Origin of the sequence: Saccharopolyspora gloriosae, from assembly GCF_022828475.1 — a bacterium.
In the GTDB taxonomy this organism is placed as follows: Bacteria; Actinomycetota; Actinomycetes; order Mycobacteriales; family Pseudonocardiaceae; genus Saccharopolyspora_C; species Saccharopolyspora_C gloriosae_A.
In genome coordinates this window covers 3,611,154-3,626,659 of sequence record NZ_CP059557.1, presented here as the reverse complement: position 1 = coordinate 3,626,659, position 15,506 = coordinate 3,611,154, and the positions used below count along the sequence as shown (strand labels likewise).

9 protein-coding genes are annotated in these 15,506 nt (G+C 72.8%); all 9 read right to left on the bottom strand.

Annotated elements, in window-relative coordinates; all coding sequences use genetic code 11:
* Positions 1-312: 312 nt before the first annotated feature.
* Positions 313-4,896 carry a cation-translocating P-type ATPase gene (locus tag H2Q94_RS15570; protein WP_243787822.1) on the bottom strand — a complete coding sequence of 1,528 codons (4,584 nt, stop codon included), beginning with the start codon at positions 4,894-4,896 and terminating at the stop codon, positions 313-315.
* A gap of 187 nt (positions 4,897-5,083) precedes the next feature.
* Positions 5,084-5,650, bottom strand: coding sequence for a hypothetical protein (locus tag H2Q94_RS15565; protein WP_243787821.1), 567 nt, complete (start codon positions 5,648-5,650; stop codon positions 5,084-5,086).
* A gap of 113 nt (positions 5,651-5,763) precedes the next feature.
* Positions 5,764-6,486, bottom strand: a complete 723-nt coding sequence (locus H2Q94_RS15560) for a sirohydrochlorin chelatase (RefSeq protein WP_243787820.1) — start codon at positions 6,484-6,486, stop codon at positions 5,764-5,766.
* Positions 6,483-7,676 (bottom strand): uroporphyrinogen-III synthase, encoded by a 1,194-nt coding sequence (locus H2Q94_RS15555; protein WP_243787819.1) that lies wholly within the window; start codon positions 7,674-7,676, stop codon positions 6,483-6,485. Before H2Q94_RS15555 ends, H2Q94_RS15560 begins: the two co-directional genes overlap by 4 nt.
* Entirely contained in the window at positions 7,673-7,999 is a 327-nt protein-coding gene (gene nirD / locus H2Q94_RS15550; RefSeq protein ID WP_243787818.1) for a nitrite reductase small subunit NirD, read from the bottom strand. The genes H2Q94_RS15555 and nirD overlap by 4 nt, the downstream gene beginning before the upstream one ends.
* A complete protein-coding gene (nirB, locus tag H2Q94_RS15545) occupies positions 7,996-10,530 on the bottom strand; it encodes a nitrite reductase large subunit NirB (protein ID WP_243787817.1) in 2,535 nt (844 codons plus the stop codon). Before nirB ends, nirD begins: the two co-directional genes overlap by 4 nt.
* Positions 10,527-11,939 carry an FAD-dependent oxidoreductase gene (locus H2Q94_RS15540; protein WP_243787815.1) on the bottom strand — a complete coding sequence of 471 codons (1,413 nt, stop codon included), beginning with the start codon at positions 11,937-11,939 and terminating at the stop codon, positions 10,527-10,529. Before H2Q94_RS15540 ends, nirB begins: the two co-directional genes overlap by 4 nt.
* A complete protein-coding gene (locus tag H2Q94_RS15535) occupies positions 11,936-14,047 on the bottom strand; it encodes a molybdopterin oxidoreductase family protein (RefSeq protein ID WP_243787814.1) in 2,112 nt (703 codons plus the stop codon). The genes H2Q94_RS15540 and H2Q94_RS15535 overlap by 4 nt, the downstream gene beginning before the upstream one ends.
* Positions 14,040-15,428, bottom strand: coding sequence for an MFS transporter (locus tag H2Q94_RS15530; RefSeq protein ID WP_243787812.1), 1,389 nt, complete (start codon positions 15,426-15,428; stop codon positions 14,040-14,042). Before H2Q94_RS15530 ends, H2Q94_RS15535 begins: the two co-directional genes overlap by 8 nt.
* Positions 15,429-15,506 lie beyond the last annotated feature (78 nt).

Genomic DNA, 15,506 nt, shown 5'->3' with positions numbered 1-15,506 from the left:
TCGGTGCCCGGACGCGCCGGGCGTCGGGTCAGGCCGTGCGGGTGCGGTTCATGCGCTGGTAAGCGGTCTTGGCGGCGTGCACGATGAGCCCCTCGAGGAGGGCCACGGCCACGCTGGTCAGCAGGGTCGCCAGGAAGTTCATGGTGGGGTGCTTTCTGCCGTCTCGGATCCTGCCCGTACACCCTGACGGTCCCGGGCCGGGGTGAGGGCCAGGTTGGCTCCGGGTGACAGGCAGGTGAAGCGGCGGGGAAAATCCACCGTTTCACCTGGTAGGGGAGATTTCCGAGGCGTGTCGGGCGACCGGCGCGATGCTCACCCGGGCGTCGTGACGAGCGGCTGGGATCCCGCGGGAGCTCGGCGGGCCGAACCGTTCCGGTGCGCGGCCGGAGGCGGGGGCAGCACCGCGCCCTCGATGACGTCCTCGGTCTCACCTTGGCCGGCATCCTCGGCATCTCCGACTTCACGCCGGCCGGCTGCCTCGGCGGGGAGTTCGGCCGGGCGCTCCGTTTCCCCGGCGGGCAGTGCGAGCGGGGATCCGGTCGTCTTCGTGTCAGGAGGCCGCTGCCAGAGCACCACTGCTGTGGTGGAAGCGATCGCGGAACCCACCGCGATGCACCACTGATGTGGTAGTAGCGGGCTGCTGCCGAAGAACCGGCTCAGCCCCGGCACCTGCACCACGCCGAACAGCACGATCAGCGACACCACTCCCGAAGCGAGCACCAGCCGGGTGCGGCCGCGCACCGCGAGCGTTTGGGCGAGCTGCGCGGACACCAGCGCCACCAGTCCGGTCGTCCGGGCCTGCCCTGGTGTGGACACCGGCTTGGCCAACGCCCAGGCGAGCCCGGCCGCACCGGCCGTGGCCGCCGCACGCAGGTACACGGACTCGGTGAGGGCCGTGCCCAGCGACGCGTCCGGACCTTCGGCGAGCAGCCGCTCCGGCGTGGCGTGCGGCGGCGGGCGCACCGCGATCGCGATCGCGGGCAGCACGTCGGTCAGCATGTTCACGACCAGCAGCTGGCGGGCGTTGAGCCCCGCGTCGCCGCCGAAGAACCCGGAACCCACCGCGTACCCGATCTCACCGAGGTTGCCGCCGAGCAGCATCGACAGCGCGTCGTGCACCGACGCCCACATGCCGCGGCCCTCCACGATGCCATCGGTGATGGTCTCGATCCGGTCGTCGGCGACCACCAGGTCCGCGGACTCGCGAGCCGCCGGGGTGGCCCGGGAACCGAGCGCGATGCCGACGTGGGCCAGTTTGATCGCGGGCACGTCGTTGGCGCCGTCGCCGGTCATCGCGACGGTCCTGCCATCGGCGCGCAGCAGCCGGACGATGCGTGCCTTCTGCGCCGGGCTGACCCGCGCGAACACCGAGATCGATGGCAGCTCCGCGGCGAGGTCCTCGTCGTCGAGTTCATCGAGTTCCGTGCCGTGCATGACCCGCTTGGCGCCGAGCATGCCGAGTTCCGCCGCGATGGCCTCGGCGGTGCTGGGGTGGTCGCCGGTGATCATGATGACGTCCACGCCCGCCCGCTGCAGCCGCGAGACGGCCGCCGCCGCCGTGGGGTGCACCGGGTCGGCGAGTCCGAGCAGTCCGACGAAATCCAGTCCGTGCACATCGGACTCGTCCAGTTCGGACCCTGTTTCGTCCGGTGTGGACTTCTCGGCGACGGCGAGCAGCCGGTAGCCGAGCAGCGCGAGGCGCTCGATCTCCTGCTCCACCTCGGCCCGGGCGGTGGCGTCGAAGTTCCGGTCGCCGTCGGTGCGACGCCACCGCGTGCAGCGGTTGAGCACCACCTCGGGCGCTCCCTTGACGTGCAGTGCGACGTCGTCTCCGCCGCGGGTGCGGGTGGCGTGGAAGCTGCGGGAGGGCTCGAACGGCAGATCCGCCAAGATCTCCCGTCCGTTCGGGTCGATGCCCGCCGTGAGCGCGCCTGCGAGCACCGCCCGGTCGGTGAGGTGCGGCAGCGGCTGGTCGTCGTCGGCCTGCGGATTGGCCCGCACCGCGACCTCGACCACGGCGCGCTCGGCGTCGTCGAGCCGGTCCGGTGTGCTGCTGTGCCCGCCGTCGGAAACCTGCCCGAGGGTGATTCGGCCCTGGGTGAGGGTTCCGGTCTTGTCGAAGCACAACGCGTCGACGCGGCCCAGCGCCTCGATGGTGGCGGGGCTGCGCACCAGCACGCCGCGGCGCGACAGCCTGCGTGCGGCGGCGAGTTCGGCCAGCGTGGCCACGAACGGCAGCCCCTCCGGCACGGCGGCGACGGCGAGGCCGACGGCCCGGCCGACGGTCTGGCCGAACGGGATTCCGCGCAGCAGGTCGACGGCCAGCAGTGCCCCACCGGCGCCGATCGACAACGGCAGGATCTGCCGGGTCAGTTCCGCGAGGCGGGCCTCCACTCCGCCCGAACCGCCGGCGGCGCGACCGTTCTCCTGGGTGGTGCGCCCGAGCTCGGTGGCGGTGCCGGTGGCGACCACGACCGCCGTCGCGGTTCCGGTGGCGACGGTGGTGCCTTGGTAGAGCATTCCGGTGCGGTCGCCGAGCGCGGCGGCGGTGGTCGCCTCGGGCGTCTTGACCACGAGGTTCGATTCGCCGGTGAGGCTGGATTCGTCGATCTCCAGGTACTCGGCCTCCAGCACCCGGCAGTCGGCGGGCACTCCGTCACCGGAGCGCAGTTCGATCACGTCACCGGGCACCAGCCGGTCGGCGGGCACGGTGATCGTCTCGCCGCCGCGGCGGACTTGCGCGGGCAGTTGCCCGGCGTCGAGCAGCCGGGCCAGTTCGCGGTCGGTCGCGACGCGCTGGACCCCGTCGATCAGGGCGCTGATCCCGAGCACGCCGGTGATCAGCACGGCGTCGACGACCGAACCGAGCCCTGCGGAGACGATGGCGCCCGTGACGAGCACGGGTGTCATCGGGTTGACCAGCCCTTCCAACGTCGCCCCCGCGACGCCGAAGTCCCGGCCGCCCTGCTGCGGCTGGGAGCGTTGCCAGCGGTGGGCGACGGCCCCGGTGAGGCCGTCGACGGAGCTGTTGAGCAGGCCCAGCACGGCCTTGCCGGGCAGCGCGTGCCACGGCGTTCGCTGTCGCGGCGCGGGAGCCGGACGGTTACCGGCCTGCATCCCGGCCAAGGTGCCGGTGCCGATCGCGAACAGCGCCGCCGCCTGTCCCGGCAGGCTCGCTCGGGAAGGTGCGCCGAGCGACGGGCCGACCGCACCGAACAGGACGCCCAAGCAGGTCCCGCCCACCGACAGCGCGGCGGCGTGCTTGCTCGCGGTGCGCGCTTCGGCGGCGGCGCTGAGCACGGCGTGCGCCTCGGTCCTGTTCGGGCACAGCAGGTCCGCGCCCCACGGCGTGGGTTTCTCGGCCTCGGTGAGTCCGAGCCCGACGTCGGCGGCGGCCAGCGCGGAGTGCCCGCGGGTGGACACCAACGCCACCACGTGGCCGTCCTCCTGCAGCCGCCGCACCGAGCCGGTCAGCCGGGAACCGCCGTGCACGACGTCGTCGACGGAGAGCCGCCGGTCGAGCCTGCTGCCGATCCCGGCGAGCACCACCGTCCCGGCTGCGCCGGCGGCGTCGACGAGCGCTTCGGCGAGCGGGTCGAGCTCGTCGATGACGGTCACGACCGCGGCGGGTTCCTCGTGCCTGTTGAGCAGCAGCAGCATGGCGCCTCGGTCGCGGTGCGCGCGCATCGACTCGTGCAGGTGCGCGGGGACGCTCGCGGCGTTCCCGTTGAGCGGGGTGCAGGACCACTTCCCGTTGCGCCGGTGGGCTTTGGGGTGTTCCGGGTCGACGAGCTCGGCGGCGTGCGCGAACAGCCGGGTCGAGTCCGCGTCGGAGTCGAACGGCAGCACCTCGTCGACGACTCGTCGCCCCGTCAGCAGGGCGGGCGCGTCGAGCACCACGGCGTCGACCCGGTCCAGCCGCCGCAGCGACTTCGGTTCGAGCACCACGGTGCCGCGGGTGGACAGCGAGGTCGTCAGCTGCGCGGCGAACGCCTCACGGCCGCTGTTCGCGGGGCGGGGAATCGCGGCGAGCATGGTGGCCAGCGCACGCCGCTGGTCGCGGGTGGCGGCGAGGACGGTGCCGTAGCCGCCGAGGGCGAAGGTGCCGGAGAGGTTCGCGACGTGTTCGACGGGGCCGTCGGGCAGGGCGTTCGGGCGCGGTTGCGCGGTGAACGCGGCGGATTCGTGCGATCCGGGATGGGTGGTGCTCTCCCAGTGCGTCCACGCTTGGCGCCGGGCGATGGCCTCGCGCGCCGAGCAGAACCGGGAGGACAGGTCGGTGAACACCGCGAGCGGGTTCTGCGACAGGCCTTGGGTGACGGCGCCGCCCACGCTGAGCGCGGCGTCCGTGGTGGACCTGCCGAGCGCGCGTTCGGCACCGGCGCGCAACCACGGCACCGAGTCGGCCAGCGACACGGCGGCGGGCACCAGCGGCGAACCGGGCTGGAACGGGAGCAAGGGCGCGACGGCGGAGTAGCCGAGGCCGAGCACGCTCAGCCCGAGGGCTCCGACGTCGCGCAGCAGCGCGTCCGCGTTGCCCGGATGCGCGGCACCGGCCTGGCTGAGTCCCTGCAGGCCGTGGTCGCGTTCGACCTCGTCGGCCACCTCGCTCAGCGCGCCGCGCCCGGCGCTGTCCGGGTCGTGGTGCACCGTGACGCGGCCCAGCACCGCGTTCACCTCGACCGCGCGCACTCCGTGCACTGTGGACAGACGGGCGCGCAGGTCCCGGACGGCGTCGGCCGACTCGGGCAGGTGCAGGCCGCGCACCTCGAGGTGGGTGCGGTCGTCTTGGGAATAGATCCGCCGCGTCAGGGGTGCGGAACCGGCGGAGCGGACCGCGTCCACGATGGGTGCGGCCACTTGCGAGGCTCGCGACAGCCAGGTGCCGAGCGGCATGAATTCCCTCTCCGGGTAGGTCTCGGGCGTCGATGGGAGCGACCGGTCCACCAGCGATAGGTGTGCGGGCGGGAGTGGCCCGCGTGAGTCCGCCCCGGCGTCCGTGGGCGAACCGCGGTACGGACTGCCGAGGCGGATCGGCGAGGGGCCGGGCGTGAACGGGCCGGGCCGGGAGCTGAGGTAGTGGCTACTTGGCGCGGCCGACGACGGCGGTGCCCACGCCGATGGCCAGTGCCACGGGCCATTCGAGCAGGCTCAGCGCGACGCCGGCCGCGAGGCCGCCGTAGAACACGGCTTGGCCGGGCTCGGGGAGTTGCGCGCGGACCGTCTCCGCGGCGGAGGTGAGTTCCTTCTTGCCCGGCAGCGCTGGAAGCTGCACGTCCGGCTTGTGGAACTGGGCGGTGACGAACGGCAGGTGCACGGTGGCCTGCTGAGCGTTCGAAGTGCTCGCCGACTGCCGGGTGCCGGTCCCGGAACGGCTGCCGGAACCACTGGATGCGCTGGAACTGCTGGTCTGTCGCCGGCCGGTGGCGTTGGCCCGCTGAGTGGTGCCGCGGGTCGTGCTCTGCTTCCCGGTGCTGCGGTTCGAACCGCCGGTCTGCTTGCTCGTGGTGCTCTGGCGGGCGGCGGTGGTCTTGGTGCCGGTGCTGCTGGAACCGGACCGGGAGGAGCCGGAGCCGCGTCCTTGGGAGCCACTGGCGGACGTGCGCCTGCCGGAACCTGATTTCGCTCCGGAACTTGTTGCGCTGGTCATGAGTTCCTCCCCGATACGACGCACGGAAACATTCACCGTAAGCGAAGGTGAACAAGGTATGAATCGAACGGAACCGAAGAACCCACGAACGAGTCGGCACGGCTGATCGGCATTCACTTGGAGTGAGGTTTTCCGTTGCGCAGCTGGGAGAACCACACGGTTAACAGGTCCGGACACGTCGCCCGATACCTGCGCACGATGAGGTCGACGAGCAGCGGGTGCGCCCCGATCGGCGCGGCGACGGCCTGGGCGGGCAGCGCGCTCAGCTTCCGGTGGAACAAGCCGGGAGCGAGCAGGTACGGCGCGATGATGCGCTCCGCCGCGGGCCGCTCCCGGCACACCTGCTCGGTCAGCGGCGTCGCGGTGCTGACGTAGCTCGGCCGCAGCGACGCGCCGCAGCGGCGCCCCAGCAGGCGGGCCGCTGTGCGCACGTCCTCCAGCGCACGCCGGTCGGAGGAACCGGCCGCGGCGAACACCACTTCGGTTCCCGCGCGCCATCCCGCGCCGGTGAGCCGATCCAGCATCGCCGCCGCCAGTTCCGGCGCGGGTCCCAGCGGTGCGGTGGTCGTGACGTCACCGGCACGACCGGCCGCGGCGAGTTGCGCGGGCAGGTCGGTGCGCACGTGGTATCCGGCCGCCAGGAACGCAGGTACCGCCACCACCGGCCCGCTGATGCCGCGCAGCGCGTCGGCGACGGTGGGGCCGATGACGTCGACGTAGGCGACGTGCACCGCGATGCCGGTCCGTTCGGCGACGGCCGCCGCGATCCGCTCGATGACCCGCGGACCGGCCGGATCGCGGGTGCCGTGCGCGGCGAGCAGCAGCGGGGCGGTCATTCCGGGACCGCGCATCGCGGTGCGTCCCGCATGGGTTCCAGCGGGAGCCGATAGCCGCGTTTGATCACCGTCTGCACCAGCTCCGGCGCACCGAGCGCGGAGCGCAGCCGGGCCACGGCCTGTTCCACGGCGTGCTCGTCGACGATCCGCGTCGAGCCGGTGGTGGTGAGGGCGGTTGCGAGTTCGGCGCGGGCGACTACCCGTCCCGGGCGTGCCAGCAGCATCCGCAGCAGTGCTTTCGCGTTGGGCGACAACGGTTTCAGCTCGCCGTCCACGGCGGCGGCGTGCCCGCGCAGTTGCAGCGTTCGCCCGGCGACGGGCAGTGCCGGACAGCGGCCCGGCAGCGTCTCGCACAGCTCCCGCACCATCGCGCCCAGCCGGTACCGCTGCGGCAGCACCGCCGGAATTCCCAGGTCCGCCAGCGGCGCGTGGGTCACCGGCCCCACGCAGGCCGACAGCACCGGTCCCCGCAGCGCCGCGAGCAGGTCGTCGCGTCGTCCGAGTTCGGTGGCGTGGCCGAGCAGTCCGGCGGCGGCCGGGGCGCTGGTGAACGTGACGGCATCGACCTCGCGGGCGCACACCGCCTCGACCAGGTTCGTCAGCGGTGCCGTGTCGACGGGCGGGATCCACCGGTACACCGGGATCTCGATGACCTCGGCGCCCGCGCAGCGCAGCGCCGCCACGAAGTCCGGCAGCGGCTGCCCGTGCAGCTGCACCGCGACCCGGACTCCTTCCAACGGTTCGGTGAGCAGGTGTTCGAGCAGTTCGCCGGAGGACTCCGAGTCCGGTGACCACGCGTCGGCGAGCCCGGCCGCCCGCACCGCGCCACGTGCCTTGGGGCCGCGCGCCAGCAACCGCGCCGCCGCGAGCGCGTCGAGCAGCGCCTCTCCTCGTCCCCAGCCGTCGGCGGCCTCCACCCAGCCGCGGAAGCCGATGCCGGTGGTGGCGACCACGACCGACGGCGGATCGGCGATGCACTGCTCGGTCGCGGTGTGCAGCCGCGAGTCGTCGGCGACCGCAACGATGCGCAGCGCCGGGCCGTGCAGCACCCGCGCGCCGCGCCGCCGCAGCAGCGAGTCCAGCTCATCGGCACGGCGTGCGGCGGTGACGCCGATGGTGAACCCGGCCAGCGGAGTCGGCGCGAGCCGGGTGGGCTCGGCGGCCGCGGGAAGGTCCGGGTGCGTTGTCACGGAACGGCGATCTCCACCATCTCGTCGTGGCGCCGCACCTGGAAGGTCGGCAGGCGGGCGGCCGGGTCGTCCAGGCATTCGCCGGTGCGCAGCGAGAAGACCTGCTTGAGCATCGGTGAGGCCACGGTCGGTTCCCCGCCGCGGTCGCCGACGATCCCGCGGCTCATCACGCCCGCCCCGCAGAACGGATCGACGTTGCCGACGGCGTAGAGCTCGTCGTCGTGGGTGCGGAACACGGCGACAGGTTCGGCCGCCAGCAGCGCGGGAACGCCGTAAGCCGGGGCCAGCGCGGTCCACGGGCAGATCGGGAGCCAGGTGGTCATGCGGGTACCTCCTCGGAGTCGGGCCGGGCCGCGCGGATCGACGGCATCGGCAACGTGACCGGTCCGGGCCGGGGCTGGCCGCGTTCGGCGACGAAGCTGATCGTCGGGTCGGGCGCGTCGGGGGCGTTGACGAAGGACACGAAGCGGGACAGCTTCGCCGGGTCGGCCAGGACTCCGGCCCACTCGTCGGCGTAACCGTCGACGTGCTGCTCCATCGCGGTCTCGAGTTCGGCGGCGATGCCGAGGGAATCCTCGACGACGACGTCGCGCACGTGTTCCAGCCCGCCGTCGAGGGATTCGATCCACGCCGCGGTGCGCTGGAGCCGGTCGGCGGTGCGCACGTAGAACATCAGGAACCGGTCGATGAGCCGGATCAGCCCGTCGTCGTCGAGGTCGGCGGCGAGCAGTTCCGCGTGGCGCGGGGTGAAGCCGCCGTTGCCGCCGACGTAGAGGTTCCAGCCGCGTTCGGTGGCGATCACGCCGAAGTCCTTCGACCGGGCCTCGGCGCATTCCCGCGCGCAGCCCGACACGCCGGACTTGAGCTTGTGCGGTGCCCGCAGACCGCGGTAGCGCAGTTCGAGCCGGATGGCCATCGCCACCGAGTCCTGCACGCCGTAGCGGCACCAGTCGGTGCCCACGCAGGACTTCACGGTGCGCAGTGCCTTGCCGTAGGCGTGACCGGATTCGAAGCCGGCGTCGACGAGCCGCCGCCAGATCAGCGGGAGCTGTTCGACGCGGGCGCCGAACAGGTCGATCCGCTGCCCACCGGTGATCTTCGTGTAGAGCTCGAAGTCGCGGGCGACCTCGCCGAGCACGATGAGCTTATCCGGCGTGATCTCCCCGCCGGGCACTCGCGGCACCACCGAGTACGTCCCGTTGCGCTGCATGTTGGCCAGGAACCGGTCGTTGGTGTCCTGCAACCCGGCCTGCTCGCCGTCGAGGATGTGCCCGCGGCCGAGGCTGGCGAGGATCGAGGCGACGACCGGCTTGCACAGGTCGCAGCCGAGTCCCCGGCCGTGTCTGCCGATCAGCTCGGAGAACGTGGCGATCCCGGTCACCCGGATGATCTCGAACAGTTCGGAGCGGGACTGCCCGAAGTGCTCGCACAGCGCGTGGGAGGCGGCGACGCCGCATTCGCCGAGCAGCGTCTTGAGCATCGGCACGCACGAGCCGCAGCTGGTGCCCGCCTTGGTGCACGCTTTGACGCCGGCCACGTCGGACAGCGCCGCACCCGTGATCGCGCCGGTGATGTCCTCCTTGGACACGTTGTTGCAGGAGCACACGATCGCGTCGGCGGGTAACGCGCCCGCGCCCAGGCCCGTTCCGGCGGGCAGCAGCAGTCGCTCGGGCGGAGCGGGCAGTTCCCGCCCGACCAGCGGCCGCAGCGTGGCGTACGCGCTCGCGTCGCCGACGAGCACTCCGCCGAGCAGCAGTCGCGCATCGTCGCTGAGCACCAGTTTCGCGTAGGTGCCCGCGGCGTTGTTGGCGTAGACGACCTCCAGCGCACCCTCGGTCGCGCCGTGCGCGTCGCCGAAGGCGGCCACGTCCACCCCGAGCAGCTTCAACTTCGTCGACATGTCGGCACCGGGGAAGGCTTCGCCGCCGAGATCCAGCAGTTGCCGCACGACGACCTCGGCCATGCCGTAGCCGGGGGCGACCAAGCCGTAGCAGCGGCCCTCGACGGCGGCGCACTCGCCGACCGCCCAGATGCGCTCGTCGGAGGTGCGGCAGCGGTCGTCCACGAGCACTCCGCCGCGGTCGGCGCGGGCCAGTCCGGCCGGCTCGGCGAGCTCATCGCGCGGACGGACCCCGGCGGAGAACACCACCAGATTCGTCTCCACGGTGTTGCCGTCGCCGAGTCGCACCTCGGCGACCCGTCCGTCCGGTCCGGCGACGATGGAGTCCGTGGCCGTGCCGCAGTGCAACGCGAGCCCGAGCTCACCGACCAGCCCCGCCAGCACCCGGCCGCCGCCGCCGTCGACCTGCAGCGGCATCAGCCGCGGCGCCATCTCCACCACGTGCGGGCGCATCCCCAGCAGCCGCAGCGCGTTCGCCGCCTCCAACCCGAGCAGCCCGCCGCCGATGACGACGCCGGGGGCGCCTTCGACGGCGGCTTCCCGGATGCCGTCGAGGTCGTCGAGCGTGCGGTAGACGTGGCAGCCGTCGAGGTCGTGTCCGGGCACCGGCGGCACGAACGGGCGGGACCCGGTGGCCAGCACCAGCGCGTCGTAACTCAGCTCGGTGCCGTCGGTGGCGGTCACGGTCCGCGAGACGCGGTCGATGCTCGCGGCCCCGCAATCCAGCCGCAGCCGCACCATCGGGTCGTCCAGGAAGCCCGGCCCCGCCAGGCCGAGAGCCTCGGCGCTCTTGCCGTCCAAATAGGACGACAGGGCGACCCGGTCGTAGGCGGGGCGGGATTCCTCGGCGAGGATCTCCACCCGCCACGCGTCCGCTTCGTCGCGAGCACGCAGGTCCTCGACCAGGCGATGGCCGACCATTCCGTGGCCGATCACCACAAGGGTGCGGGTCATGCGGCGCCCTCCTGTTCGGTCGTGATTCCGTCCCTGGCGGTCAACGCGTCGCACAGACCGCGCACCTCGTCGGTGCAGCCACCGCAGCCGGTGGTGGCGCGGGTCGCCCGCACCAGCCCGCCGACATCGCGAGCACCGCGGTGCCAGGCGCGCACCAGGGTCTTCTTGGTGACGTTGTTGCAGCGGCAGACGACGGCGTCGTCCGGCAGGTCCGCGGGCGCGGTGGCCGCGGGGGAGTGCCCGAGCAGCAGCCCGAGGCGGTCCGCCGGCAGCGGCAGGTTCCGGTCGTGCAGCTGTGCCACGGTCGCCGTGGCCTGCGGAAAGCCGATCAGCACGGCGCCGGCGACGCGTTCGGCGCGGACCGCGAGCTTCGCGTACCGCCCCCGCGCCGGATCCGACAGCGTCACCAGCTCCACGTCCGCATCGGTGCCGTCGAGCAGTGCCGCCGATCCCATCGAGGCCAGCTCGATACCGCGCGCCTTGAGCCGGGTGACCGTGCCGAAGCCCCGATAGCGCCCGGTGCCGCCGGTGAGCCGCCGGGCCAGCACCTCCGCCTGCTCCCAGGCGGGAGCGATCAGCCCCGGCACCGTCCCGTCGTGCTCGGCGCAATCGCCGACCGCGTGGACGTGCGCGTCGGAAGTGGCGAGGTGGTCGTCGACCAGGATTCCCCGCCCGACCGCGAGGCCCGTCTCGGCGGCGAGCCCGGTTTCCGGTGTCACCCCGGTGCACAGCACCAGCGCGTCCGCCGCGAGCGCCTCCCCGTCGTCGAGGACGAGCTTGCCCGGCCGGTACCGCACGGCACGCCTGCCGAACCGGACGCGCAACCCCATGCCGCGCAGGTGCTCGCTCAGCAACGCCCCGCCCGCCGCGTCGAGCTGGCGATCCATCGGATGCCCCTGCGGATGCACGAGCGTCACGTCCAAGCCCCGCGCTTGCAGCCCGCGCGCCGATTCCACGCCGAGCACCCCGCCGCCGAGCACCACCACGTCCCGCGCGCCCTCGGGGATGCGCGCGCAGTCGTCGAGCGTGCGCAACGGCGTGACGCCCGCGGACAGCGCACCGTCGGCGTCGCGCACGCCGGGAACGCCGGGCACGGTGGCCCGCGCGCCGGTGGCGAGCACGAGCTCGTCGTAGCGGTGCACCACACCGCCGTCGGTGCGCACCAGCCGCCGGGCGCGGTCGATGGCCGTGGCGGTGACGCCGAGCCGGACCTCCGCGCGCTGCTCGGGCAGCGTCAACCCGGCCGCGGACAGCGTTCCGTCGAGCACCGAGGCGAGCAGCACCCGGTTGTAGGCGGGCCGGTTCTCGCCGCCCAGCACGGTGATCGGCCCGTCGTGGCCGTGCCACCGGAGCCGCTCCACGAGCCGGTGCGCGGCCGGGCCGTTGCCGATGATCAGCACGTGGCTCACGCGAACACCTCCTCGACGGCGCCCGGCACGAGCGCAGGGTCCGGCGGGAGCGGTTCGATGCGGGCGGCGGCGACCTTGAATTCCGGCATCCGGCTGCGCGGATCCAGCGCGGGATTGGTGATCAGGTTCGCCCTGCCCTCGCCGGGGAAGTGGAACGGCAGGAACACGGTGTCGGTGCGCATCGACGCCACCAGCCGCACGCGGGCCACCGTGCCGCCGCGAGCCGAACTCACCAAGGCCCGCTCGCCGTCGGTGAGACCCGCGCGTTCGGCGGTATCCGGGTGCACCTCGACGAACGTTTCCGGTGCGGCCTCGACGAGTTCGCGCACCCGGCGGGTCTGCGCGCCCGACTGGTACTGGGCCGGCACCCGGCCGGTGGTGGCGTGCAGCGGGAACTCCGTGCTCACCGACTCGGCGGAGTCGCGATGCTCGACCTCCGCGAAGCGGGCTCGGCCGTCGGGGTGGGCGAAACCGTCCAGGAACAGCCGCGGCGTGCCGGGGTGCTCGTCGTCGGTGGCGGGACACGGCCAGTGCAGCGCCTCGCCGGCGTCGAGACGTTCGTAGCTGATGCCGGAGTAGTCGGCCTTGCCGCCCGCCGACGCGCACCGCAACTCCTCGAACACCTCGCGCGGCGACGTGGGGTAGCGGTGGCCGGGTTCACCGAGCCGCCGCGCCAAACCGTGCAGCAGCTCCAGATCGCTGCGCGCGTGGCCGGGCGGAGTGCGCAACCGGCGCCGGCGCAGCACACGGCCTTCGAGGTTCGTCATGGTGCCGTCCTCCTCGGCCCACTGCGTCACCGGCAGCACCACGTCGGCCAGCAGCGCGGTCTCCGAGGGCACGAAGTCCGCCACCACGAGCAGGTCCAGCGCGGCCAGCCGCTGCGCGACGTGCCCGGCGTGCGGCGCCGAGACCACCGGGTTCGAACCGAACACCAGCAGTCCGCGCGGCCCGTCCGACGTGCCCAGCGCATCCAGCAGTTCGTAAGCGCTGCGCCCCGGACCGGGCAGGTCGCTCGGCGCCACGCCCCACACCCCGGCGATGTGCTCCCGCGCCGCGTCGTCGGTGATCGACCGGTAGCCCGGAAGCTGATCGGCTTTCTGCCCGTGCTCCCGGCCGCCCTGGCCGTTGCCCTGCCCGGTCAGGCAGCCGTAGCCGCCGCCGTCGCGGCCCGGAAGTCCCAGCGCCAGCGCCAGGTTGATGAACCCTGCGACGGTGTCCACGCCTTTCGAGTGCTGCTCGGCGCCGCGTCCGGTGAGAACGTACGCCCGCTCGGCCTGCGCGAGCATCCGTACCGCCGCCCGCATCGACCCCGCGGGCACCCCGGTGACCCGCTCCACCCGCTCCGGCCACCAGCTCATCGCCCGTCGCCAGGCCGCGTCGAACCCGCTGGTGCGGTCGCGGATGTAGCCGGTGTCGGCCCACCCGTCGACCACCGCGATGTGCAGCAGGCCCAGCACCAGCGCCAGATCCGTCCCTGGTGCCGGTTGCAGGTGCAGCGCGGCGCGCTCGGCCGTGGCACTGCGCCGCGGGTCGATCACGATCAGCTCCGGTCGGCTGAGGTGCTGCATCAGCGGCGGCATCGTCTCCGCCACGTTCGCCCCCGCCAGCAGCACCACGTCGGCGGCGCCCAGGTCGGTCACCGGGAACGGCAGTCCCCGGTCCAGCCCGAACGCCGCATTGCCCGCCGCGGCCGCCGAGGACATGCAGAACCGCCCGTTGTAGTCGATCTGGCTGGTCCTGAGCGCGAGCCGCGCGAACTTGCCCAGCAGGTAGGCCTTCTCGTTGGTCAGGCCGCCACCGCCGAACACGCCCACCGCGTCCGCACCGTGTTCGGCCTGGATGCCGCGCACCCCGTCGGCGACGGTGCGCAGCGCGGTGTCCCAGTCCACGGCCACTAGCCGCCCGCCGCGGCGCACCATCGGATGCAGCAGCCGATCCGGGGCGTCCAGCACGGACGGCGCGGTCCAGCCCTTCTGGCACAGCCCGCCCCGGTTCACCGGGAAGTCCGTCGGCGTCACCGCCAGGCCCGCGCGTTCCTCGGTCAGTCGCGTGCCGCACTGCAGCGCGCAGTAGGGGCAGTGGGTGGCGACGGTTCGCGGCTCAGGCACCGGGAACTCCTTGCGCGACCGCCGGCTTCGCGGCGACCACGGGTTCGGCGGGCTCGCGGCGCAGGTACACCGCCCAGGTCACGACCACGCACGCCAGGTAGACGACGAGGAAGGTGGCCAGCGCCGCGTCACCGCTGGCGGCCGCACCGCCGAACGAGGCCCGGAAGGTGAGGTTGATGAACACCCCGCCGAGGGCACCGATCGCCCCGGCCACGCCCATCAGCGCGCCGGAGAGCCTGCGGGCGTGCGCGAACGAGCTCACCGCGTCCCGCCCGCCGGTGACGGCCCGCTCGGCCTGTTTCGCGAAGACCGCCGGGATCATCTTGTACACCGAGCCGTTGCCGATCCCGGTCAGCACGAACAGCGCGATGAACGCGGCCAGGTACAGCGGGAACGAGTTCATCCCCGAAGCCACCAGCAGCAGTCCCGTTCCCGCGGCCATGGCGAGGAAGTTCCAGAACGTCACCCGCGCACCACCCCAGCGATCCGACATCCGGCCGCCGATCGGACGGGCCAGCGACCCCAGCAGCGGACCCATGAACGTGTAGGTCGCCGCCTGCAGCGGGGTGAAGTCGAACTCGTTCTGCAGCACCAGCCCGAACGCGAAGCCGTAGCCGATGAACGAACCGAAGGTGCCGACGTAGAGCAACGAGATCCACCACGTGTGCCTGCTGCGCGCCACCTCCAGCTGCGCGCCGGGATCGGTGACGACCGCGTCGATGTTGTCCATCCGCACCGCGGCCAGCAGCGTCGCCACCACGATCAGCGGCAGGTACACCCCCGCGACGAGCGCCGGACTGGTCCCGCCGACTGTCGCGATCACCAGCAACCCGATGATCTGGACGACCGCCACGCCGATGTTGCCGCCGCCCGCGTTGAGCCCGAGCGCCCAGCCCTGCTTGTGCTGCGGGAAGAAGCTCGTGATGTTGGTCATCGAGGACGCGAAGTTGCCGCCGCCGAGTCCGGTCAACGCGCCCAACACCAGGAACACGCTCAGCGGAGTGCCCGGCTGCTGAATGAAGTAGCAGGTCAATCCGGTCGGAACCAGCAGCACCGCGGTGGACAAGATGGTCCAGTTCCGTCCGCCGAACCGGGTCACCGCGTAGCTGTACGGCAGCCGCAGCAGTGCCCCGACGAGCGTCGGAACGGTGGTGAGCAGGAACTTCTCCGATGCGTCGAAGCCCAGGCCGATGGCCGGGGACATGAACAGCACCATGACCGACCAGATGCTCCACACCGAGAACCCGATGTGCTCGGACAGGATCGACGACCACAGGTTGCGCCGCGCGACGCGTTCACCGGTCCGTTCCCAGAACGCCTCGTCCTCCGGGTTCCAGCCGTCGATCCAGCGGCCTGGTCTGGTGTGCGGGGTGGAGGTCACCTCGGCTCCTCTCGTCGTGCCGGACCGACGTTAGGAGCTCGGTGTTTCCGCGCTTTTCGACTCGCGTTACCGCCGTGC

Bases quoted from the DNA above. Each gene is read 5' to 3' on its own strand.
- nirB (WP_243787817.1), bottom strand. From the start codon at position 10,530: ATGACCCGCACCCTTGTGGTGATCGGCCACGGAATGGTCGGCCATCGC.
- nirD (WP_243787818.1), bottom strand. From the start codon at position 7,999: ATGACCACCTGGCTCCCGATCTGCCCGTGGACCGCGCTGGCCCCGGCT.
- H2Q94_RS15560 (WP_243787820.1), bottom strand. From the start codon at position 6,486: ATGACCGCCCCGCTGCTGCTCGCCGCGCACGGCACCCGCGATCCGGCC.
- H2Q94_RS15565 (WP_243787821.1), bottom strand. From the start codon at position 5,650: ATGACCAGCGCAACAAGTTCCGGAGCGAAATCAGGTTCCGGCAGGCGC.
- H2Q94_RS15570 (WP_243787822.1), bottom strand. From the start codon at position 4,896: ATGCCGCTCGGCACCTGGCTGTCGCGAGCCTCGCAAGTGGCCGCACCC.